At 43.7% G+C, this 21,916-nt stretch carries 23 protein-coding genes and 1 tRNA gene; 10 read left to right on the forward strand and 14 right to left on the reverse strand.

Annotated elements, in window-relative coordinates; genetic code table 11:
• Nucleotides 1-3 precede the first annotated feature (3 nt).
• Entirely contained in the window at nucleotides 4-906 is a 903-nt protein-coding gene (locus tag HY064_12600; protein ID MBI3511494.1) for a hypothetical protein, read from the forward strand.
• A 6-nt stretch (nucleotides 907-912) separates the two neighbouring features.
• Nucleotides 913-2,286, forward strand: coding sequence for a peptidylprolyl isomerase (locus HY064_12605; GenBank protein ID MBI3511495.1), 1,374 nt, complete (start codon nucleotides 913-915; stop codon nucleotides 2,284-2,286).
• Between the two features lie 72 nt (nucleotides 2,287-2,358).
• Here the strand turns inward: HY064_12605 and HY064_12610 are convergent, their stop codons facing one another.
• Complete coding sequence (locus HY064_12610) at nucleotides 2,359-4,068, reverse strand: PspC domain-containing protein (GenBank protein MBI3511496.1); 1,710 nt, start codon at nucleotides 4,066-4,068, stop codon at nucleotides 2,359-2,361.
• Between the two features lie 46 nt (nucleotides 4,069-4,114).
• Nucleotides 4,115-4,447, reverse strand: a complete 333-nt coding sequence (locus HY064_12615; protein ID MBI3511497.1) for a PadR family transcriptional regulator — start codon at nucleotides 4,445-4,447, stop codon at nucleotides 4,115-4,117.
• A 116-nt stretch (nucleotides 4,448-4,563) separates the two neighbouring features.
• Here HY064_12615 and HY064_12620 point away from each other — a divergent pair, with 116 nt between their 5' ends.
• A complete protein-coding gene (locus HY064_12620; protein MBI3511498.1) occupies nucleotides 4,564-5,397 on the forward strand; it encodes a class I SAM-dependent methyltransferase in 834 nt (277 codons plus the stop codon).
• 21 nt (nucleotides 5,398-5,418) lie between these two features.
• The gene (locus tag HY064_12625; GenBank protein MBI3511499.1) at nucleotides 5,419-6,183 is read left to right on the forward strand and encodes a TerC family protein; all 765 of its coding nucleotides are present in this window, start codon (nucleotides 5,419-5,421) and stop codon (nucleotides 6,181-6,183) included.
• 237 nt (nucleotides 6,184-6,420) lie between these two features.
• On the opposite strand, the gene HY064_12630 is transcribed toward HY064_12625, so the two are convergent.
• Genes HY064_12630 through HY064_12640 form a run of 3 tightly spaced genes read right to left on the reverse strand, consistent with a single transcriptional unit; the run spans nucleotide 6,421 to nucleotide 8,227 of the window.
• A complete protein-coding gene (locus HY064_12630) occupies nucleotides 6,421-7,098 on the reverse strand; it encodes a YdcF family protein (protein ID MBI3511500.1) in 678 nt (225 codons plus the stop codon).
• Nucleotides 7,095-7,973, reverse strand: coding sequence for a UbiA family prenyltransferase (locus HY064_12635; protein ID MBI3511501.1), 879 nt, complete (start codon nucleotides 7,971-7,973; stop codon nucleotides 7,095-7,097). The genes HY064_12630 and HY064_12635 overlap by 4 nt, the downstream gene beginning before the upstream one ends.
• A complete protein-coding gene (locus HY064_12640) occupies nucleotides 7,970-8,227 on the reverse strand; it encodes a hypothetical protein (GenBank protein ID MBI3511502.1) in 258 nt (85 codons plus the stop codon). The genes HY064_12635 and HY064_12640 overlap by 4 nt, the downstream gene beginning before the upstream one ends.
• A 146-nt stretch (nucleotides 8,228-8,373) precedes the next feature.
• On the opposite strand from HY064_12640, the gene HY064_12645 reads away from it, so the two are divergent.
• Nucleotides 8,374-9,471, forward strand: a complete 1,098-nt coding sequence (locus HY064_12645) for a Nif3-like dinuclear metal center hexameric protein (GenBank protein MBI3511503.1) — start codon at nucleotides 8,374-8,376, stop codon at nucleotides 9,469-9,471.
• Complete coding sequence (locus tag HY064_12650; GenBank protein ID MBI3511504.1) at nucleotides 9,468-10,283, forward strand: hypothetical protein; 816 nt, start codon at nucleotides 9,468-9,470, stop codon at nucleotides 10,281-10,283. The genes HY064_12645 and HY064_12650 overlap by 4 nt, the downstream gene beginning before the upstream one ends.
• Before the next feature lie 78 nt (nucleotides 10,284-10,361).
• Here HY064_12650 and HY064_12655 read toward each other — a convergent pair whose 3' ends face one another.
• The gene (locus HY064_12655; protein MBI3511505.1) at nucleotides 10,362-11,825 is read right to left on the reverse strand and encodes an outer membrane protein transport protein; all 1,464 of its coding nucleotides are present in this window, start codon (nucleotides 11,823-11,825) and stop codon (nucleotides 10,362-10,364) included.
• A gap of 13 nt (nucleotides 11,826-11,838) precedes the next feature.
• Nucleotides 11,839-13,146, reverse strand: a complete 1,308-nt coding sequence (locus HY064_12660) for a hypothetical protein (protein ID MBI3511506.1) — start codon at nucleotides 13,144-13,146, stop codon at nucleotides 11,839-11,841.
• Nucleotides 13,147-13,276: 130 nt separating this feature from the next.
• Here HY064_12660 and HY064_12665 point away from each other — a divergent pair, with 130 nt between their 5' ends.
• From HY064_12665 to HY064_12675, 3 genes are all read left to right on the forward strand, one after another.
• Nucleotides 13,277-14,752: a proline--tRNA ligase gene (locus HY064_12665; GenBank protein MBI3511507.1), complete on the forward strand. Its 1,476-nt coding sequence runs from the start codon at nucleotides 13,277-13,279 to the stop codon at nucleotides 14,750-14,752.
• A gap of 61 nt (nucleotides 14,753-14,813) precedes the next feature.
• On the forward strand, nucleotides 14,814-15,503 hold the full coding sequence (locus tag HY064_12670; protein MBI3511508.1) for a hypothetical protein: 690 nt from the start codon (nucleotides 14,814-14,816) through the stop codon (nucleotides 15,501-15,503).
• Between the two features lie 67 nt (nucleotides 15,504-15,570).
• Nucleotides 15,571-15,645, forward strand: a tRNA-Glu gene (locus HY064_12675).
• Nucleotides 15,646-15,795: 150 nt separating this feature from the next.
• Here HY064_12675 and HY064_12680 read toward each other — a convergent pair.
• From HY064_12680 to paaA, 7 genes are all read right to left on the reverse strand, one after another.
• A complete protein-coding gene (locus HY064_12680) occupies nucleotides 15,796-16,959 on the reverse strand; it encodes an NAD(P)-binding domain-containing protein (GenBank protein ID MBI3511509.1) in 1,164 nt (387 codons plus the stop codon).
• A gap of 6 nt (nucleotides 16,960-16,965) precedes the next feature.
• A complete protein-coding gene (locus HY064_12685; GenBank protein MBI3511510.1) occupies nucleotides 16,966-17,514 on the reverse strand; it encodes a hypothetical protein in 549 nt (182 codons plus the stop codon).
• A 1-nt stretch (nucleotide 17,515) separates the two neighbouring features.
• The gene (locus HY064_12690) at nucleotides 17,516-18,292 is read right to left on the reverse strand and encodes an enoyl-CoA hydratase/isomerase family protein (GenBank protein ID MBI3511511.1); all 777 of its coding nucleotides are present in this window, start codon (nucleotides 18,290-18,292) and stop codon (nucleotides 17,516-17,518) included.
• A gap of 114 nt (nucleotides 18,293-18,406) precedes the next feature.
• The gene (gene paaJ / locus HY064_12695) at nucleotides 18,407-18,913 is read right to left on the reverse strand and encodes a phenylacetate-CoA oxygenase subunit PaaJ (GenBank protein MBI3511512.1); all 507 of its coding nucleotides are present in this window, start codon (nucleotides 18,911-18,913) and stop codon (nucleotides 18,407-18,409) included.
• Nucleotides 18,914-19,015: 102 nt separating this feature from the next.
• Nucleotides 19,016-19,777, reverse strand: coding sequence for a phenylacetate-CoA oxygenase subunit PaaC (gene paaC / locus HY064_12700; protein MBI3511513.1), 762 nt, complete (start codon nucleotides 19,775-19,777; stop codon nucleotides 19,016-19,018).
• Nucleotide 19,778: 1 nt separating this feature from the next.
• The gene (paaB, locus tag HY064_12705; protein MBI3511514.1) at nucleotides 19,779-20,072 is read right to left on the reverse strand and encodes a 1,2-phenylacetyl-CoA epoxidase subunit B; all 294 of its coding nucleotides are present in this window, start codon (nucleotides 20,070-20,072) and stop codon (nucleotides 19,779-19,781) included.
• Nucleotides 20,073-20,126: 54 nt separating this feature from the next.
• Nucleotides 20,127-21,077 carry a 1,2-phenylacetyl-CoA epoxidase subunit A gene (paaA, locus tag HY064_12710; GenBank protein MBI3511515.1) on the reverse strand — a complete coding sequence of 317 codons (951 nt, stop codon included), beginning with the start codon at nucleotides 21,075-21,077 and terminating at the stop codon, nucleotides 20,127-20,129.
• 153 nt (nucleotides 21,078-21,230) lie between these two features.
• Here paaA and HY064_12715 point away from each other — a divergent pair, with 153 nt between their 5' ends.
• On the forward strand, nucleotides 21,231-21,890 hold the full coding sequence (locus HY064_12715; protein ID MBI3511516.1) for an energy transducer TonB: 660 nt from the start codon (nucleotides 21,231-21,233) through the stop codon (nucleotides 21,888-21,890).
• The last annotated feature ends 26 nt before the right edge of the window (nucleotides 21,891-21,916 follow it).

Consider the following 21,916-nt stretch of genomic DNA (forward strand, 5'->3'; position numbering starts at 1 on the left):
GAGATGAAAAACGAAGGCCCGTTTTTCCTGAGGCAACTTTTCAAAATGACCGGCGTCTTGTTCACAGGGACGCTGGTTGTTTTTTCCACCGGGTGTTTCGGGTCCGACCATTCTCCTTCCACCACAAAAGGGAAACTCATTGCAAGAGTATTTGATTATAAACTCTATTCAGCTGATCTCGCCGACGTGATACCTCCCGGACTCAATAAAGACGACAGTGCAAGAAAAGCAGAAGCGTTCATTAATTCCTGGGTGCGCGAAAAACTGCTCGTTCATAAAGCGGAACAGAATCTGGGAAATGATCAGAAGGATGTGGAGAAACAATTGCAGGATTACAGGAATTCACTCATTATTTATGCTTACGAAAAAGAACTTGTCGCGCAGAAACTTGATACCGTTGTTTCCGACGATGAGATCCAGAAGTATTATGACGGGCATCCAGCCGATTTTGAACTGAAGGATAATATCGTGAAATTTCTCTATGTGAAAGTGAATAAAAAATCGCCGAACCAGCAGAAGATCCCTAACTGGATAAAATCGGAGAAACCGCAGGACAGGAAAGATCTCGAAACGTATTGCCGCCAGTTTGCGGTGAATTATTATCTCGAAGACCAGGACTGGCTCCTGTTTGATGACCTGCTCAAGGAAGTTCCTATTGAAACCTACAACAAGGAATTATTCCTGCAGAACAACCGCTATATAACAGTTGCCGATTCTTCGAATAATTATTATGTATGCATAAAGAATTTTATGACGAGCAACAGTCATTCCCCGCTTGCGTTCGAAAAAGAGAATATCCGCACCATCATTCTCAACCAGCGCAAAAAAGAACTCATTGATAAAATGAATTCACAGATCTACAAAGAGGCGATGGAAAACAAAGACATTGAAATAACACGAAACTGAAAACCAATGAAAAAATATTTTCTCTTTGCTGCGATACTTTTTTTTCCGTTGCTCATTGCTGCGCAGAAAACAGGTAATGTAGTTGATCGCGTGATCGCCGTGGTGGGATCTGAAGTGATCAAAGAATCCGATGTGGAACAGGCGTTCGAGCAGATGAAAGAGAATGGATCTGACCAACTCAGCGACAGTTTGCGCGGCGCTTTATTCGATCAGCTCATGCTGCAGAAATTACTCATCAGCCAGGCGCATCATGATAGTCTCGATGTAACAGAATCGGATATTGCCAATGAAACGGATCGGCGCATGCGCTATTTTCTCACCCAATTCAAATCGGAAAAAGATTTCGAGGTTTTTTATGGCGAATCGGTGGATGCTTTTAAATTCGAATTGCACGACCAGGTACGCGACCTGCTTTACGCTCAGAAAATGCGGGCGAAGATAACCGGCGATATCACCGTTTCTCCTTCGGAAGTGAAAGAATATTTTGAAAGGCAGCCCAAAGACAGTTTACCTTTCATCAACTCACAGGTAGAGATCGGTGAGATCGTAAGCGTGCCGCCAGTGAATAAAGACATCAGGGAATTTACACGACAGAATCTCGAAGATGTTCGCCAGCGTGTCATAAAAAAGCAACTTGATTTCTGTGATGCAGTGGTTACTTACAGCCAGGATCCGGGATCCAACAGGAATTGCGGTGAATATGATAATGTGCGGCGCGGAACTTTTGTTCCGGAATTCGATGCCATTTGTTTTAACATGAAGGAAGGTGAGATCTCGGAAGTATTCGAAACGAGTTATGGCTTTCATTTTGTGCTGCTGATCGAAAGAAAAGGAGAGGAAGTTTCCATCAAACATATTCTCCTCACGATTCCGCCCGCGCCCGAAGATCTGCTCGCGAGTAAATCGCGCCTCGATTCTGTTCGTTATCTTATCGTGAAAGATTCATTGACGTTCTGCCAGGCCGCTGCCAAATTTTCGAGTGATGCAGACACCAAATTCAATTGCGGACTGATCATCAATCCGGAGACCGGTACCACAAAAATTGACGTGGATATGCTTGGTGATATAGATCCTGATCCGCAATTTCCGCTTACCATCAACCAGATGAAAGTAGGAGAGATCTCTACTGCACAACCATGCCTGACCAAAGACGGCAAGCAGGGTTATCGTTTGCTTTATCTCAAATCCAGATCGGAACCGCACCGTGCCAATCTTAAAGATGATTACCAGTTGATAGAAGATCTTGCGCTCCAGGAAAAACAGAATAAAGCACTCGATGCGTGGGTGAGAAAAAAATTAGCGAACACGTACATCCGCATCACTCCCGATTACATGAAGTATAATTATCATTATCCCTGGCTGGAGTTTGCTAAATCGTAATGAGTTCTAATCTCTAAGTTCTCATCTCTAAGTTCTAAGTAGTGTTCTAACACAACCCTTCGGAAGCGATACTCATTTTTTCTTTTTTACGGAATCAACGGAGTCTTTTTTTGCAGGAATATTTATTTTTCCGGAAGAATTATTCACTTGCGAAACATCAAGTCCCGCGCAATCAATGCAGGTGAGTCCTTCAGCAGTCATTTTCCAACGGCGGTTCAGCATCTGGCCGGGAATGGCGTTCGAAGTATTGTCGGCTTCATTCAGAATTTCTTCAAGCGAAGAATTGAGATCGATCACTTCATTCACCGGTAATCGGAGTTCAACGTACACATCCTGTCCTCTCCAGGTGGCGCCGTTGCCAATCGTGAAATGATCCGGGAAGATCAGCGTATTATTTTTTACTTCGACAGGATATAAAATTGCTTTTGCATTGACAAGCGCATCCTGTTTGTTCCAGCCGTGCGCCGACCTGAAAACAACGAGTTCGATAGAATCGGAAGTGGAAGGAACGATGGATAATTTCGGAAAACCAAGTTTAAGATCCTCACCGTTCATACTGAACAAAGCGGAGCGTCTTTCGATATGATGCCTTTTATTCCACGGGGAAAAATAATCGGTGTTCTCCATTTCTTTATCGATGTCGGCGCGCAACACAAGCGTGTCGGCATGCGCGTCGGGAAGATGAACGATTTCATGCACCGAAGTCTGTTCCGAAAAACTTCTTGCAACACTGATGCCGCTGAAAATGACAAGAACAATTCCGGCGATCCATAAAACAAGCGCAGTGATCCCTATGGCTCGATCGCGGCGCTGGATTCGGAACATCATGCGGATCCCTTTGTAGATCATCATGAGAATTGGAATTCCGAACGCAAGGAATACAGCTATTACTGCAATTGTATAATGGAAACCATCAGAGAAAAAATTCCGAACGGTTCTTCCGAAAAGATGTGTGGAAAAATGTGCGAGTGAAAAAGTGGAAGTCAGTAAACCGATAAGAAAAATTATTCCGAAAAAAATAAGTGCGAATGCAACCACGCGCCCGAAGATGCGGAATACGCCGTGAAAAAAATCTTCAAATCCATCGCGCGTGCGGTTGCGCCTGCTCCAGTCACGCGTTTCATCCCGCCATCTGCTTCCACGCCGCTTTGTTTCGTTCCCAAAATCTTTTACCTTTTTTTTTACACCGTCGAATTCTTCCCTGATGCTGCGGCTGATATTGTTCAGATCAACCGGTTCGCCACGCATCTCCAGTTTTTCAGAAGTGGTTTCTGCTTTCGGAATGATGATCACCAGCAAAAGATAAAAAAGTAAACCCGTGCCGAATGCAAAAAATATTACTGCGAAACCAATTCTTATCCAAACGGGATCTACATCGAAATAATAACCAAGCCCTGAACATACACCGCCGATCACTTTATCATCCGGGTCGCGGTACAATCTTCTTCTTGAATGTAGTTGATCTCTTTCACGATTATTATTTTCTTCCTCTTTATCCTGCTTTTCTTTTTCCGGCTCTCCATCGCCCATGTCTTCTGGCGCGCCCATGAGCCCGATCACGTGATCCACATCATTCATCACCACCACTTGTTTCGATGTTCCCACACGTTCATTCAGAATTTCTGCAATGCGCGATTCAATATCTGCCATGATCTCGCTGCGGCCTTCCTCTTCGCTGAAACGATTACTCACTTTCGAAAGATAATCGCGGAGCTTTTCATAAGCATCATCGTCGATATTGAAAATGATCCCGCTGATATTGATGGTGAATGTCTTTTTCATTTTATTTTTTTTCTTTTTATTTTTTTGTCTTGATCCTGTCGAAAAATTATTTTTTCTTTTTTGTCACTTCTTCCACCGAATTCACCAACTCATCCCATGTCGTTCGCAGTTCATGCAGGAATTTTTCTCCTTTCGAAGTGAGCCGGTAATATTTTCTCGGCGGGCCCGACGTCGATTCTTCCCAGCGATAACTGAGCAGATCCATATTTTTCAAGCGCGTGAGAAGAGGGTAGAGCGTTCCTTCCACCACCACAAGTTCAGATCTTTTCATCTGTTCGATGATCTCCGTAGGATAAGCATCGCCACCGGAGAGAATGGAAAGAATGCAGAATTCAAGAACTCCCTTTCTCAGTTGCGCTTTTGTATTTTCAATATTCATTACTTGTATTCTTCGGTTGAAAATAAATTCTGTATTGGCGAACCAAAGATATAGTTAATGCTTAGTACTATGCAAGACAAGGTACTGTTTTATGCCATAATCAATTGAATTTCAGTTTGAAAAAATTTCCGGATGGAGTAGAACTGCGGCCACTCTTTCACATCTTTACAGCGATGGCGTCGAAGTTCAATTCATTTTTGTATGAAATTTTCGGATTCACTTCCCGGTTCCGTTCGCATCCTGCGCGTTTCATGAATCTCGGTACTGATGGAAAAAATAATTTCGGTTTAAGAGGGCAAGATGAAAAGGATGAACCGCACATCCGGCTTTATGCTGCGCTGTTGGATCTTGTTCCGGGAATAAAAGACGGGAAAATAAATTCAGTGCTGGAGATCGGTTGTGGCAGGGGAGGAGGATGCTATGTGATGGAAAAATATTTCGGGCTGAAAAATATTTCAGGAATGGACAAGAGCAGGAATAATATTCACCTCGCAAAAAGACTGGAATGCGATCATGTAAATTTTTTTACCGGCGATGCCAATGATTTTTCTTTCGAAAATAAATTCGATCTCGTTGTCAATCTTGAATCTTCGCATGCTTATAAATCGAGAAAGAAATTTTTCTTGGATGTGGCACCAATAATGAGTGAAAACTCATATCTCGCTTTCGGTGATGTGATGCGGAAAGAAAAAAGAAAAGATATTGAACAAGGACTTTCGGAAGCAGGGCTTGAACTGATTTCTTCCAGGGAGATCACGGCAGGCGTTGCGCGATGCATCAGTGAAAAATCAGCTTCAAGATTTCCGTTTGCCACTAAATATCCGCGCCTCGTTCCATTCGGCCTTCACAATTTTTTTGTAACGAAGCATTCACACATCTTTCGTAACCTGCAGGATGGGAAAGTGGTCTATATGCTTTATTCGTTGAAGAAGAAAAAACATCCGGCATAAAAATTAACTTTGTTCCTTCGAATGAATTTTTCCCGGCAGCTTGATCATTTATTTTCCCTCGATGGATTGCTGAGCGTGCTCACGCTTACGTTGCTTGAGATCGTGCTCGGTATCGACAATATCATTTTCATTTCCATCATTGCCGTAAAAGTAAAAGAGCCGAAAGACCGGAGAAAAGCGCGCGCACTCGGATTATTTCTTGCGCTGCTCATACGGGTGGCACTCCTGTTCGGAATTTCATGGATCATAGGAATGGACAAAGTGCTGTTCACTATTTTCGGCCACGGATTCAGTGGGAAAGCGATCATTCTTTTTTGCGGCGGAGTTTTTCTTCTGGCGAAAACAACTTCAGAGATCCACGAAAAAATGGAAATGGCCGATGATACCGAGGAAGAAAAGAAGAATTATGTTTCCGCATCTATCGTTTCTGTCATTCTCCAGATCTGTTTCATCGATATCGTTTTCTCATTCGATTCCATTCTTACAGCGATCGGAATTGTTGATGTGCGTCTCATCCTCATCATGATCGTCGCCATAGTGATCTCCATGATCATCATGTTTTTATTTTCGGAAGCCGTCAGCAATTTCATTGAGAAACATCCAACGATGAAGATGCTTGCGCTGGCTTTTTTGCTGATGATCGGATTTCTCCTCGTGCTTGATGCTTTCGGTGTGGATGTTCCGAAACCTTATGTGTATTCCGCGATGGCGTTTGCCTTCACTGTAGAATTGTTGAACATGAGATTGCGGAAAAAAGCGGCGAAGAAAAAATCAAAGATTCAATAATTCAAAATTCAATATTCCTGTAAAGTTTAAGATCCAATTCTGAATTTTCAGGAGCGGCACTTCATCACATCAAATTACCATCGTTCCCGCTACACGCGCTGACGGAGCAGGCGCGTATATCGGGGCTGGTTTTGTTCCTGCAGCTCTTCAAAAAATCCGCATCACTTTCGGTTCGGTTGGCTTGAGATCTTCTTTCATTCGCACCCGCCGCCGTTACACTTCGTCGGGTAGGCATTCTCACATTTTAATAAATTCCTTTGGCCCCGGAAATTTTGGTTTCGTTTTCAGAATATAAATATCCATCACCGCTTTCACTCTCGCAAAATATTCGCGCACACTCGTGCGTATGGAATAACGGTCGGGAACATCTTCTGCATTGTAAGCAACCGCGTTGATCCCGAAATTTTTTGCAATGAACAAGGCCCGTTCATTCTGGAATTCCTGCGAAACAACAATGATATCATCCTGCCCGAAAACCCATTTGCAGCGCACCACAGAATCAAGCGTACGGAATCCCGCGTAGTCGAGCGTGATCACCGAATCGGGAATTCCCATTGCGAGGAGCGCTTTTTTCATGGCTGTAGATTCATCATAGTATTCCTGCGAGTTATCGCCGCTCACGATGATGTGTTTTATTTTTCCTGCGTTCCACAATTGCGCTACCGCCTGCATACGGTATTTGAAAAATAAATTCTGGCTGCCTCCTCTTGCCCACGGACTCGTTCCGAATACCAGCGCAGTTTTTTTTGCGGGAACTTTATTGACATCGGTAAAAATTTTCCCGATGCCGGCATTCGCAACGATGCGGTCGGAGATAAAGAGGAGCAGGAAAAAAAATAATGGGAGGTAAATAAAAAACCACCGGCGCATGTAGTTTGAAAAAAAGAAATGGTAAAATATATTTTTCTTTTTCATAGATAAAGCTGCAGGATAACGAATGAGGCAAAGATCACACTCGCAATTCCATTGGTAGTTCCGAAAGCGCGGTTCACACGGCTCAGGTCATCGGGTTTTACAATGCTGTGCTGGTAAATGAGAAGCAAGGTGTAAATGCCGGCTCCTGTCCAGTAAAGTCCACCGAAATATTCGCGTCCGTAATAACCGGCGAAAAAAATAAATCCTGCGGAAAGCAAATGGAAAATTTCTGAAACACGCAGCGCTCCTTTTTTTCCCAGCCATGCCGGCATCGAGTACAATTTATTTTCACGATCGAATTTTTCATCCTGCAAAGCGTAAATCATATCGAATCCGCTCACCCAGAAAACAACGGCGAATGAAAACAACAATGGAAGAACTGCAAATTCTCCTTTGGCCGCCAGCCACGCTCCTATAGGTGCGAGCGATAATCCCAAGCCGAGAATGATGTGGCAGAGTGCAGTGAATCGCTTCGTATAACTGTAACCGAGCACCACGAGCAACGCAACGGGAGAGAGATAAAAGCAAATCTTCTGAATGAAATAAGTGGTGGTAATGAAAAGTGCGGAACTGATGATCACAAAGAGCAAAGCAGAAGAAGCGGAAATTTTTCCTGCCGGAATTTCTCTCACCGCAGTGCGTTCATTCTTCGAATCAAATTCACGATCTATGAAACGGTTGAAAGCCATAGCAGCGCTTCTCGCAAAGATCATGCACAGGATAACGAGTGAAAATATTTTCCAGGAAAATTCTGCGCCGCCTACTTTCACTGCAAGCAAATACCCGATCACGGCAAAAGGCATGGCGAAGATCGTGTGACTGAAAACGATCAGCGACATATATTTTTTCACCAGCGGATTTTTTTCATTCTTCATCGCAGGAATTTGAAATAAATCAGTAGAATGAGAGGCGTACTGCTCAGGAACATTCCCCAGTAACCCGGGTTGAACCAGCCGGTATTCACTTCATCTCTCGAAGAGAAAAGCACGTAAAGACTTGAACAGAGAAAGCCAGGCAGCATCGAAAAAAAAGCAATCGGTGTTCCCCAGCCCGGAAGCGGCGCACAAACTGCCGTTGTTATTCCGAAAATAAGACCGATCCAACCGAGGAACAGCGTGAATTTCTTCATGTGCAAAGTTACGTGGTTAATTCAATTCATTTCAAATCCCAAAATCCAAATCCCAATTGAAATTTGGAATTTGGTGCTTGTGGTTTGGAATTTGTTCAACTTATTTCCATTTTTCCGGGTAATTTTAACGCTCCAATAATATTCACATGAAATTATCTTCCATCATTGCAGCACTCGAAGAACTTGCGCCTCCCTCGTTCCAGGAAAATTATGACAACTCGGGGCTCATCACCGGCGATCCGTCATTGGAGATACGCGCTGCGGTTGTTTCATTAGACTGCACGGAAGCAGTCGTGGATGAAGCGATCGCGCATGGTGCAGATCTTATTGTAGCGCATCATCCCATTATTTTTTCGGGATTGAAAAAGATCACCGGGAAGAATTATGTGGAGCGCGTCATCATCAAAGCGATCAGAAATAATATTGCCATTTATGCGATCCATACGAATCTTGATAACGTGGCGAACGGCGTGAATAAAAAGATCTGCGAAAAACTCCGATTGGAGAATCTGAAAATTCTTTCACCGAAAAAAGACCTGCTGAAAAAACTCACCACGTTCTGTCCGTCTGCTGTTGCAGAGAAAGTGCGAATTGCTTTGTGGAGTGCAGGTGGAGGTGTGATCGGGAATTATGATTCAACGAGTTTCAGTGTGGAGGGAGTCGGAACTTTTCGCGGCAATGAAGAATCGAACCCGGTCATTGGCGAAAAAGGAAAACTGGAGCGCGAACCGGAAGAGCGGATAGAAATGATATTTCCATCTCATCTTGAGAAAAAAATTCTTGCTGCGCTGCGTTTGTCGCATCCTTATGAAGAGATCGCGTTCGATCTTGTTCCATTAGCGAATCGGTGGAATCTTGTCGGTTCAGGAATGATCGGTGAATTGAAAAATGAAATAGCGCTGGAAAAATTTCTGAGTGAAATGAAAATAAAATTGAAAGCGGATGTGATCCGTTACACTAAAATTGAAAATAAAAAGGTGAAAAAAATTGCGGTGTGCGGCGGCAGCGGAAGTTTTCTCATCGCTTCTGCAATTGCTGCAGGTGCTGATGTTTTTGTAACGGCCGATCTTAAGTACCACCAGTTCTTTGACGGGGAAGGAAAGATCGTCCTTGCCGACCCGGGACACTTTGAGACTGAGCAATATACGATTGATCATCTCACCGATTTTCTGAAACAAAAATTTCCTACTTTTGCAGTCCGCCAGACCGGCATAAATACCAATCCGATAACCTATCTGACATGACCACCAAAGCGAAGAAAGCAGACGAAAAATCAGAAATTCCAGTTGAGGAGAAACTCAAAGCATTATACGAATTACAGCAGATTGATTCACAGATCGACAGAATACGTGTTGTGCGCGGAGAACTTCCGCTCGAAGTACGCGATCTCGAAGATGAAGTAACAGGACTCGATACACGTTTGAATAATATGAATGATGAAGTGAAAGCGCTCGAAGACCTGATCACTGAGAAAAAAAATGTGATGAAGGATGCTGCTTCCATGATCAAGAAATATGAGAGCCAGCAAGGAAAGGTGCGTAACAACCGGGAGTTCGATTCACTGAGCAAAGAGATCGAATTTCAGAATCTTGAAATTCAACTCGCGGAAAAACGAATCAAAGAAACCAAAGTGCTCATTGCAGGAAAAAAAGAGGTCATTGAAACTTCCGCTGCCGGACTCGGGGAAAGGAAGAATGATCTTACTATGAAAAAAGAAGAACTCGAGGACATTGTTTCCGAAACAAAAAAGGAAGAAGAAGAATTACTCGAACGTTCAAGAGCAGCCGAAACAAAAATCGAATCACGTTTGCTGAATGCTTACAAGCGCATCCGCGCCAATGTGCGCAATGGCCTGGGCGTGGTTCCTGTGCAACGTGATGCGTGCGGAGGATGTTTCAATAAAATTCCACCGCAGCGCCATCTCGATATCCGCATGCACAAGAAGATCATCGTGTGTGAACATTGCGGACGTATTCTCGTTGACGCAGATTTTCTTCTTGGTGAAGGAAAACCGCTGGTGATGGATGAAAAACCGACGAGGAGCAGAAAGAAATAAACCCCTGATTAATTGAAGAACAGGAGGCCATTAATGGTCTCCTTTTTTTTACAAAAAAAAATTCGGGGAAAAATTATCTTAATAACGGAATCCAACGGTGAGCACAGCATCCAGCACATGCGATTTGTTATTTACCGGATTCACTAAACTCTGATCATAGAAATAATAATTGCTCTTCTCACGATTTGTGACGAAACCTATATCCGCGAAAAAATTATCATCCTTATCGCGATAACCGAATCCGAAACTGTAAGAAATTTTCGCCGCATTATTTTCTACAGTCGATTTGTAGGGGCTTCCGTAATAGGCGAATCCAGCGCGGAAGATCCATGGAAGCAAACGGAATTCGCCGCCAACGCGGAGATTTTCTGCCAATGTATATTTTGATTTGATAGCAGCATTCGCATCTCTGAATGCGAACGTCGGTGATTTCAACATCGCATCAGAATAATCAACGATCTCGTAATCTGCACCTATCATTCCCGCTTTACCGATAATGAATGCAGCGCTCGCCGTGGTGCGCATGGGCGTGCGGATCGTGTAACTGAAACTTCCATCGGGCGATTGCCACGTCCATGTTTTTGTTCCCGGTGCGGTCTGATCGAATGCACTCGTCATGGTGTTGCTGTACTTATCATTCAGTTTTAAAGCGGTGGGAGAATTAAAAGCAAGGCCAATGCGGATGAAATCGAGCGGGCGGTAGATCATTCCACATTTGAAATTATAACCTCTTCCTGTTGTCGTCACCATTTCATCAAACGCAAATGAATTGAAATAAGAAACAGTATCGTATAATTCCTGCTCACTGTATTCAGAAGTATATTCATAACGGACAGATGCTATTCCCACGCTTGCGCCTAAATAAATTTTATTGGAATAATTTCCTGCAACTGCAAAATTCCATTCACCCATTTTACCGCGTTCGGTTGTTGTTTTTATCTGGTGAAGCCAGTCGCCATCCGGAATGGTATCGGTGTACTGCGTAGTATCATTTGAATAATTATTCAGCAGATAAGTATTCCATGCTAATTGCTCGTAGAACGGATCAAGATTCGATGGGCCGGTGCCGCCTGCAGTTTTTTTCCAGCTGTCCATCATCGAAGTTGTTGCATCTCCTTCCATAAGCATGTCGCGCTGAAAAGTATTGTAACAATTATAACCGATGCCCATGGAAACATGCTGCCATCCTTTCTCTTCTTTATTATCAGTTTTTCCGGTGAACACCATTCCGAAATTTTCGAATCGCATGTTGTAGCGCGATTGTTCCGAAGTGGTTCCGTTGTACAGCGATGTTACATTCTGCGAATACAGTGATGGAGAAAAAACCATTTCATTTTTGTGATACATCCCGAGCCCGGCAGGATTTGTACTCAGCACAGAAACATCAGCACCTATTGCACCGAAAGCTCCGCTCATTCCTATGTAACGCGCCGTTCCGCCAAATCCAATATTGGAATAACGCAAAGCATCCGTTTCATTCTGTGCAGAAAGAGAGGAAAGGAATACCGATCCGAAAAAAACGGAGAAGAGAATTCTGCCCATAAGAAAATTTAATTTACCTCGGGCGACCTGAACCTCCGCCGGAAGACGCTCTTCCGCCACCACCGCCACCACTGCTCATTCCTCCACCGGATGAAGAATGTGAATATCCGCCGCCACCCGAAGAAGAACGATCGGTGTAAGTAGGTCGGCTTGATCCGGATGTAGAAGATGAATTGGAATACGTGTTGTGAGAAGTGGAAGTGCCACTATCGTAGTGCGTAGAAGTTGAAGACGGATTATAATAATTGGTTTGTGTATGTGTGCCTGAACTGTAATTTGTATTCGGCACAGAAGCATTGTTCGGATTTGCAGGAACATCGTTCGACCTATTCGTTGCAGTGGATCCGGAAGTTGAAGTTGAACTGGATCCGCCACCGATCATATTGATCGGAACATTTGTTCGGGTAGAGGTAGTAGAAGTAGATTCTGCAGGAACGCCAACAACTTTATTGATATTCTCATTCGTTGCATTCGCACGATCGATATTATTTTCTGAAGCAACGGTCTGAACAAATCTTTCTCCGAATGTTGGGCCGCCCGATCCAACTACACGTCCATCAGTTGAAGAAGGAGGTGTGCGCGGGCCATTGTATGAATTGGAATTTCCGTCGAAGCTGTTGTAATAATAATTGTTGTAATTATTTCCATAGCCAAAACCATTTCCATAACCGTATCCCATTCCGTAACCCATACCATATCCCATTCCATAATTCATGTAAGGATTATACATTCCATAACCTGAATACGGATTGTAACCATACATGGACCATGGATCATTCCACATTCCCCAGGGTTGTCCCCATCCGCATCCGATTCCTGTTCCCCAACCCCAACCGCTGTTGTACATCCAGTAAGAAGACGGGCAATAATTGAAAGCGTAGTAGGAAGGCCCCCAGAAATTATATCCATTGTAAATGCTGCTTCCGTACAAATAAGGATTCTGGTTGTAGAAATAAGAATTGGTATAATAATTATCATAATAACCTGCACCGTTCATCGGGTGATCGAAACGGCGAAGTCGTGCTGCATATTCATCATCATAATAATCATCGTAATTGAAAGACTTGTTGTAATAATCGGAACCGGGTTTTGATCTGGCATCTGCAGTACGCTGATCCAACTCACGCTGCTTCTCTGCTACTTCGCGTTGTTTTACATCATCCTCTTCTTTTTTCTTCGCGTCGGCGCGCGCGCGTCTTGCATCCTTCATCGAATAGTAAGCATCATCGCCGTCGCTGCGGGAATTCATTTTGCTCAATGTGCTGCAGGAACTAAATCCCAATGTTGCCAGAACAAGACCTGTGATTGCGAAACCTTTCATTTTTTTAGGTTTTAATAAGCGTTTACTTTCGCTATTTCGCACCGGGCAATTTTAGACGTATTTTTGCGAAATACTCAATAGTAAAAATACAAAAATCGCACCAACTTTCATTACCACTTATCAGAAATTTATGGCCAAAGAATTAACGAATCGCGCCACCGACTATTCCCAATGGTATAATGACCTTGTTACGAAGGCAGATCTCGCCGAACATTCAGCAGTGCGGGGTTGCATGGTGATCAAACCTTATGGTTATGCCATCTGGGAAAAAATGCAGCAGGTACTTGATAAAATGTTCAAGGATACGGGTCATTCGAATGCCTATTTTCCATTGTTCGTTCCGAAAAGTTTATTTGAAGCGGAAGAAAAAAATGCAGAAGGTTTTGCAAAAGAATGTGCAGTAGTAACACATTATCGCCTGAAAGCTGATCCAGCAAAAAAAGGTTCACTCATTGTTGATCCGGATTCTAAACTCGAAGAGGAACTTATTGTTCGCCCTACGAGTGAAGCCATTATCTGGAAAACTTATAAAGGATGGATACAATCTTATCGGGATCTTCCATTGCTCATCAATCAATGGGCGAATGTGGTGAGATGGGAAATGAGAACAAGATTATTTTTGCGTACTGCAGAATTTTTGTGGCAGGAAGGACATACGGCACATGCAACGCGGGAAGAAGCAATTGAAGAAGCGGAGAAAATGCTTGGAGTATATGCCGATTTTGCGGAGAACTGGCTGGCGATCCCCGTACTGCGCGGAGTAAAAACTCCGAATGAAAGATTTGCCGGCGCTGAAGAAACGTATTGCATAGAAGCGTTAATGCAGGATGGAAAAGCACTTCAGGCCGGAACTTCTCATTTCCTCGGACAGAATTTTGCGAAAGCGTTCGATGTGAAATTTTCAAATAAAGAAGGAAAACTTGAACACGTATGGGCGAGCTCGTGGGGCGTGAGTACGCGCCTGATGGGTGCGCTGGTCATGGCGCACAGTGATGATAACGGACTTGTACTCCCTCCGAAAATGGCTCCTGTTCAGGTGGTGATCGTTCCCATTTATAAATCGGAAGAAGAATATTTGAAAATTTCTGACGCAGCTAATGCACTGAAAAAAGAACTGGAAGAAAAAAATATCCGCGTGCGTTATGATGACCGCGATACGTATCGCCCCGGTTGGAAATTCGCAGAACATGAATTGCGCGGAGTTCCGTTGAGAATTGGTATAGGGCCGAAGGATCTTGAAAACGGCGCAGTGGAATTGGCGCGCCGCGATACACTGACAAAAGAAAGTGTGAATAAGAATGAAGTTGTTTCTAAGATCGGAAAACTTCTTGTTGAGATACAGGATTCGCTTTTTCAAAAAGCATTGCAGCGAAGAAAGGATACGATGCATGTGGTGAATACGTGGGATGAATTTGAAAATGCACTGGAGAAAGGCGGATTTATTTACGCGCACTGGGATGGAACGCCGCAAACCGAACAAACCATCAAGGAAAAAACAAAAGCTACTATCCGTTGCATACCTTTGGATGGCAACACAGAGAACGGAAAATGTGTGCTCACCGGAAATCCTTCTTTAAGAAGAGTGGTATTCGCAAGAGCATACTGACCAAATAATTTCTGTAAAAAGAAAAACGCTGTTCTGAAACTGAAATTTATTTTTCAATACCATGGCGAAATCATCACGCGACCTGATCCTCGATCTGCTGAAAGAAAAAGCTTCTCTCAAGCAGGATGTGCATACGCGCACGATCGATGCGTTCGCATCGCTGAAAAATGTGATCCGCCGGATCTCGGAAAAATACGGCCCTCTTGCGGCAGAAATTGACAAACGACTGCTCATCGAATACAAGGATAAAAGTGAATTTGAAGCTGAGCTTCGCGTAGCCGGCGACCTGCTTATTTTCCAGATGCACACCAATGTTTTCGAATTCGACACAAGTCACCATATCTGGAAAACTTCTTACGTGAAAGAGAAAACAAATCGTTCTTTCTGCGGAATGATCAACGTGTATAATTTTCTTTCCGATTCATTCAAATACAATCGTTCGAATGATCTTGGTTATCTCGTTGCAAGAATATTCCTCAATTCCGAAGGACATTATTTTGTGGAGGGAAAACGCCAGCTTGGATTTCTTTACAATGATTTTGCAAATGCAATACTGAATGAAGATGAACTCCGGAAGATCGTAGAATCGTCGGTTGTGTATTGTCTCACTTTCGATCTGTTCACTCCGCCGTTCGATGAAATGAAAGTGCTTACCCTCGCGCAGGTGATGGAGGAAAGTTCCATGATGCAGATCAAAACAGGAAAGCGATTGGGATTCCGTTTCCAGGCCGATACCGACGCTACCGATTAGTATTTGCTTTCCATTTTTTTGTTGCAGATTTCGATTTTCAGGTTAAATTTGCACCTCGAAAAATCATGGCCCGTTCGTCTAGGGGTTAGGACGCAAGATTTTCATTCTTGAAACAGGGGTTCGATTCCCCTACGGGCTACCAAAGCGGATTGGTTTTCAAAATTGAGAGCCAATCCGTTTTTATTTTCAGGTACCTCCTTGGCTTTACGGCAAATTAGCTCCACCGCTTTATTGACTCTTTTGTTTCGAAACTTGGTTGTGTTCCAGTACAACTCATTCAATCCTGGAGACTTCAGTAGAATTTCTTCTCTTCTTTCGCCATTCGTTTCAACAATACACAGGGGCGATAACGGTCTTCTCCGTATTCTTCGAAAAGTGACTGAAGTTTTTCTGTAATTTTTTTTATACCGGACTCATCAGCCCACTTCAGTAATCCCTTCGGGTAATTAACCCCCTTTGTCATTGCTGTGTCAATGTCTTCGCGTGATGCAACGCCAAGGTAAAGCGCATCGGCGGCTTCATTGATGAGCATGGAGAGCACGCGGAAGAAAATTTCCCTGCCGATTGCTTCATTTTTATCCGGTTCCGGTTTTATTGCGCCGGCGCTGTAATCATAATATCCTTTGCCCGATTTTCTGCCGAACATCTTAGCTTCGAATAATCTTTTTTGAGTAAGCGATGGTTTGAATCGCGGCTCGAAGAAAAATTGTTGCCAAACCGTTTCCGTAACTTTATAATTCACATCGTTGCCAATGAAATCCATCAGTTCGAAAGGCCCCATTTTAAATCCGCCGAATTCTTTCATCGCCCAGTCAATGGTAGCGTAATCTGCTATTCCTTCTTCTGCCATGCGAATCGATTCACCGTAAAAACTTCTCGCCACACGATTCACAATGAAACCGGGAGTGTCTTTTGCAACCACAGTCGTTTTCCCCCAGGAATTGATCATTGATTTTGAGGAAGAAATAATTTTCTCATCAGTTGATATTCCAGGAATTATTTCAACAAGCGGCATCAGCGGAGCCGGATTGAAAAAATGAATTCCGATCACGCGCGCCGGAACCGCGCATGCACAGGCGATGGAGGTGATGGAAAGAGAAGAAGTGTTGGAAGCGAGGATACAATCGCTGCCGACAATTTTTTCCAGCTCAGAAAAAACTTTTTGTTTCACGGAAAGATCTTCAACGATCGCTTCGATCACGAGTCCGCATTTTGCGAATGAACTGAGTGAGGCAGAAAATTCTATCCGCGAAAAAATACCACTTGCAGTTTCATTTGTGATTTTTCCTTTCTCCACTATTTTATCAAGTAAAGCACGGAGCGCCGATCTTGCTTCATCAAGTTTTGCAGGATCATTATCGGACAATACAACGGTATGCCCTGCGCTCGCTGCCACGAATGCGATCCCTGTGCCCATTGCGCCGCTGCCGATAACTCCGATCTTTTTTGTCTCCATAAAATTTTACTGAACCGTGTTAAGCCCGAATGAAACTTTCGTGAGTGTTTGCTCATCATCCGTGTACATGAAATACAGGTAGATCCCGTTTTTTGCGTAACGATAACTGTGTGCAATGTTGGAAGTTGAAAAAGTCCAGTCCTTCATTTTCGTTTTGAGATATTCCGCTTTCAAAAAAGGAGTGACTTCCAGCTTTTCAATGAAAAATTGTCCTTTGAAAATATTTTTCGGCGTTACGTCATTGGAATCGACGGGTGTGAAATAAACCTGGATCTCTTTTATTTTTCCCGATGGTGTGCCGCCGAAATTCCTTTCGAAAACAACAACACCGAGGTCATCATACGTATAGGAATTATTAAAAGCGTTCACCGTGCGATCGGGAGTGCCGAGTTCTTTCTGTGCATCGCTCAGCATCCACACCGGGGAAAGTTTAGCATCGTTGAGGTACATCTGTGATTTTTTCACAGCGATCATGAGCGATGCCGGATCAATGATGTTGAACGATGTGAAAAGAAAGAAAAGCGGAATAGAAAAAAGAATGAATTTCTTTTTCATGTTATTCTCCTTTGAAAACGGGTTTTCTTTTTTCGAGGAAGGCCATGACTCCTTCTTTGAAGTCATGTGTTTTTGTGGCAGCCACCTGTTCTTCCAGTTCGCGCTGCAATTGTTGTTCGAGAGAATTGTGTGCGGAATCGTTGAGCAGTTTTTTGGTGAGCCACAATCCGCGTGTGGGCATGGACGCGAGCGTCATCGCAATTTTCATTCCTTCTTCATGCAACACGGCATCATCAAAAACTTTATACAACATTCCCATTTGCAAAGCTTCATCGGCAGAAACTTTATCACCCAGCATCATGAGTGCCGATGCGCGCTGAAACCCGATGAGACGCGGTAAAATAAAAGTTCCGCCGCTATCGGGGATCAATCCTATTTTCGAAAATGCCTGGATGAATGCGGCCGACCTTGCAGCAACGATCACATCGCACGCGAGCACAATGTTTGCGCCTGCGCCTGCAGCCACGCCGTTCATTGCACACACAACAGGCTTTTCAATTCTGCGCAAACGCGTGATGATTGGATTATAATGTTCGCGCACAATTTTTTCTATTCCCGGCCCGCTCGCATCGATCGCTTCACCGAGATCCTGCCCGGCGCAAAATGCTTTTCCTTCACCGGTAAAATAAATGGCACGGATATTTTTATCATTTGCAGCATCGTCGAGCGCTTCTTGTAATTCAAGCGCCATCCCGCGATTGATGCTGTTGAATTTGTCGGTGCGGTTCAGTTTGATGACGGCGACGGAATCTTTGTTTTCGGAAGAAATGAATTTCATAACTGTACGAACTACGAAATGGACGAATTACGAACTACGAATTGACGAAGTTTATGAATACGAATATACGAATCTATGGGTGGTGTTTGAAACCGGATTTATTGTGATGAATTTCTAAATACATTTAAAATAATCGAACGGCTCTTTGCAGTCGAGACATTTCCATAGTGACTTGCAAGCCGTAGATCCGAATTGCGAGATCATTTCGGTATGATAAGATCCGCACCGCGGACATTTAATTGTTTTTGTTTTTCCGAGCAGTGAATTTTTATCTGCGCTGGAATTTTCGGGCGGGGCAATTCCTGATTTCCGCAAACGTTCTTTTGCTTCATCGGAAATCCAGTCGGTGGTCCACGCCGGGGAAAGAACAGTTTTTATTTTCACCTCAAATCCTTTCTGCTCAAAAATATTTTTCAGATCGGTAGCGATCGTATCCATTGCCGGGCAACCGGAATAAGTGGGAGTGATAGAAAGTTCAATTTCATTTTCATTCCGCTCCACATTGCGGAGAATTCCAAGATCGACAATACTCAACACCGGAATTTCAGGATCCATCACTTCATCAGCGATCGCCCACAAATCGGGAAATTTTCCATTGTATACGAGAGGATTCAACGACATAAAAATTCAAAGATTCAAGATTCAAAATTCAAGGATTCAAAGATTTTAAAGGAGTGAGTCTTCTGTTCATTGAATCCTTGAATTTTGAATCTTGAAAAAGTATCACCATTCCGCATTCGGGATCGCACGTGCGAGGACCTGCATCTCACCGAGAATATAACTGAGGTTCTCCGTATGTTTTCCCTCACGGCTTCCTTTCTGCATCCACGCATTTGCATCCGGTACTTTGATTGTTGCTTCAGAAAAAACTTTCGAAATATTCTCCAGCCATTTTGTTTTCAGCGAAGCCACATCAGGAATTATTCGATCACTCACCAATAAATTATCGCCTTCGGTCACTGCAAAAAGGTCGCCGGTGTACATCCACATTTCATCGAGCGCATTTTGCAAACGGGAATGGCTTTCTTCCGTTCCATCACCAAATCGCAGCATCCATTGCGAAGAATGACGCAGATGATAAGTAGTTTCTTTCAGCGCTTTGGTTGCAAATGCAGCGAGCGTTTCATCTTTGCTTTTGCAAAGTTCGGTCAGCAATAAAAAGTGGAATGAAGAAAAGATAAATAATCTTGCATTGGTAAAAGCAAAATCGCCATTCTTCAATTCAGTGAGCAAAGCACAACGGTACTGCGTGTGATCGCGCAAATAAGCGAGCTGATCTTCCGTTCTGCCCTTGTTCTCCACTTGTCCTGCATACGTGAGCAGAATTCTTGATTGACCAACAAGATCAAGCGCAATATTTGTTGTAGCAATGTCTTCTTCAAGATACGGGCCGTAACTGCACAATTCAGAAAGACGATGCCCGAGAATAAGACTGCTGTCGCCGAGACGAAGAACAAATTCAAAAAGAGCTTCCTGCTTATTCATATCACAGATATTTTACACCTTCAGGAATTACGTAGAAAGTTGGATGACGATACGGTTTATCATTCGAAGGTTCGAAAAAAGATCCGATGTCTTCCGGGCTCGAAGCAGTGATCATGGAAGAAGGCACAACCCATATATTGGTTCCTTCGCTTCTCCGCGAATACGTATCGCGCGCATTCTGCAATGCCATTTCTTTATCGGCAGCGTGAACACTACCGGCATGTTTGTGCGGCGTGCCTGATTTCGCCTGTACGAAAACTTCCCAGAGTGGAAATTGTGAATCAGTGTTACTCATGTTTTTTTTATTGTGGGTCGAACCTTATATCTCTTTGATTGATGAGCGCTATTGCTATGCGACCAATGTTCCTGCTTCGCGTGATAATTTTTTCTTTGCATACGCGTTCGCAGCTTCGCGCACCCACGCGCCATCGTTGTGCGCCTTTATGTGATGCGCGAGCCGTTCTTTATTGCAGATTCCATTCCCGGAGATCACATTTTTGAATTCATCCCAATCAATTTTTCCGTAATCATAATGCCCGCGGGTTTCATTCCATTTCAAATCTTTATCAGGGATCTGCAATTTGATAAATTCCGCCTGCCCTACAGTTCTGTCAATGAATTTCTGGCGGAGTTCATCATTCGTTTCGCGTTTTATTTTCCAGCGGATACTGTCGGCAGAATTTTTTGATTCCGTATCGGGCGGGCCGAACATCATAATAGATGGCCACCACCAGCGGTTGAGCGCGTCCTGTGCCATTGCTTTTTGTTCAACTGTTCCTTTAGCAAGCACACACATGATCTCGTATCCCTGGCGCTGGTGAAAACTTTCTTCTTTGCAGATGCGCACCATCGCGCGCGAGTAAGGGCCATAAGAAGTGCGTTGTAACATTACCTGGTTCACGATCGCTGCTCCATCCACGAGCCATCCTATTGCGCCCATGTCGGCCCAGGTAAGCGTAGGATAATTGAAAATGCTGGAATATTTTGCGTGGCCGGTATGCAACTGCTCCAATAATTCTTCGCGCGAAATCCCCATCGTCTCACAAGCACTGTAGAGATATAAACCATGACCGGCTTCATCCTGTACTTTCGCAAGCAGAACAGCTTTTCTCCGCAAACTTGGTGCACGCGTAATCCAGTTTCCTTCGGGCTGCATACCGATCACTTCGGAATGCGCATGCTGCGAAACCTGCCGAATAAGCGTTTTCCGGTATTTCTCCGGCATCCAGTCTTTCGGTTCAATGAAATCTCCTTTATCGAGTTTTTCGTTGAAATGTTTTTCGAGTTCTATCGTGTCCATATTTTTTCAGAAAAATCCTGAGTATGCAAATATACGGAATTGAGAGGGTGAAGTGTTTATGATAATTGTCAATGAATTCCGGAAAAAATTTGTGAAAAAAGTGACTTTTCATTCCGTAGTGCATTATTCATTACACAGAATATCTTTGTAGCCATGAAGCCACCGGCAATTTCAAGTGAGAAAAGTGTTTTAGTTCCGGAAAAAATTTTTCCTGCGATCCTGCGACGGAATTTTTCCACCGGATTTTTTCTGTTGCTGATCTTATTTTCAGTTTCATCCTGTAAGCCCGATGAAAAAGAAAATGCCGTAACGAAAACGAACACATTCAGTGACGAAGATAGCGTCGACACCTTTTCCGTGAAACGGCCGATGCCGCTGACCGACGCGCAGAAAAAAGAACTTGCTGATTCGAAAGGAATGGTCGATTCCATAGTGAAGGAATCGTCCAACATCATTAACGGCGGCGACCCCGATGTTTCTGATAAAATTGAGAATTCCAAAGCGTACGTTTCCGATCCCGATGTGGCGGCTTCTTTTCCGGGCGGCGATGATGCGATGCAGAATTATCTTACGAAGAAAATTGTTTACCCGCTCGTTGCTTTTCAGAATGATGTGAAAGGAACAGTGGTGGTGAAAGCACTCATAGAAGCGGATGGACGCATAGGCGGAGTTGGCGTAGTGCGAAGTCTCGGTTATGGTTGCGATGAATCGGCAATGGATTGCGTGCGTGCTATGCCCAAATGGATTCCGGCTACAAAGAATGGAACAGCAGTGAGAACGCTTGTAACTTTCCCTGTTTCATTCGGCCAATAAATCGTAAATTTATTCTCGTAACCGTA

The sequence above is a fragment of the Bacteroidota bacterium genome, assembly GCA_016194975.1.
Taxonomy (GTDB): Bacteria; Bacteroidota; Bacteroidia; order Palsa-965; family Palsa-965.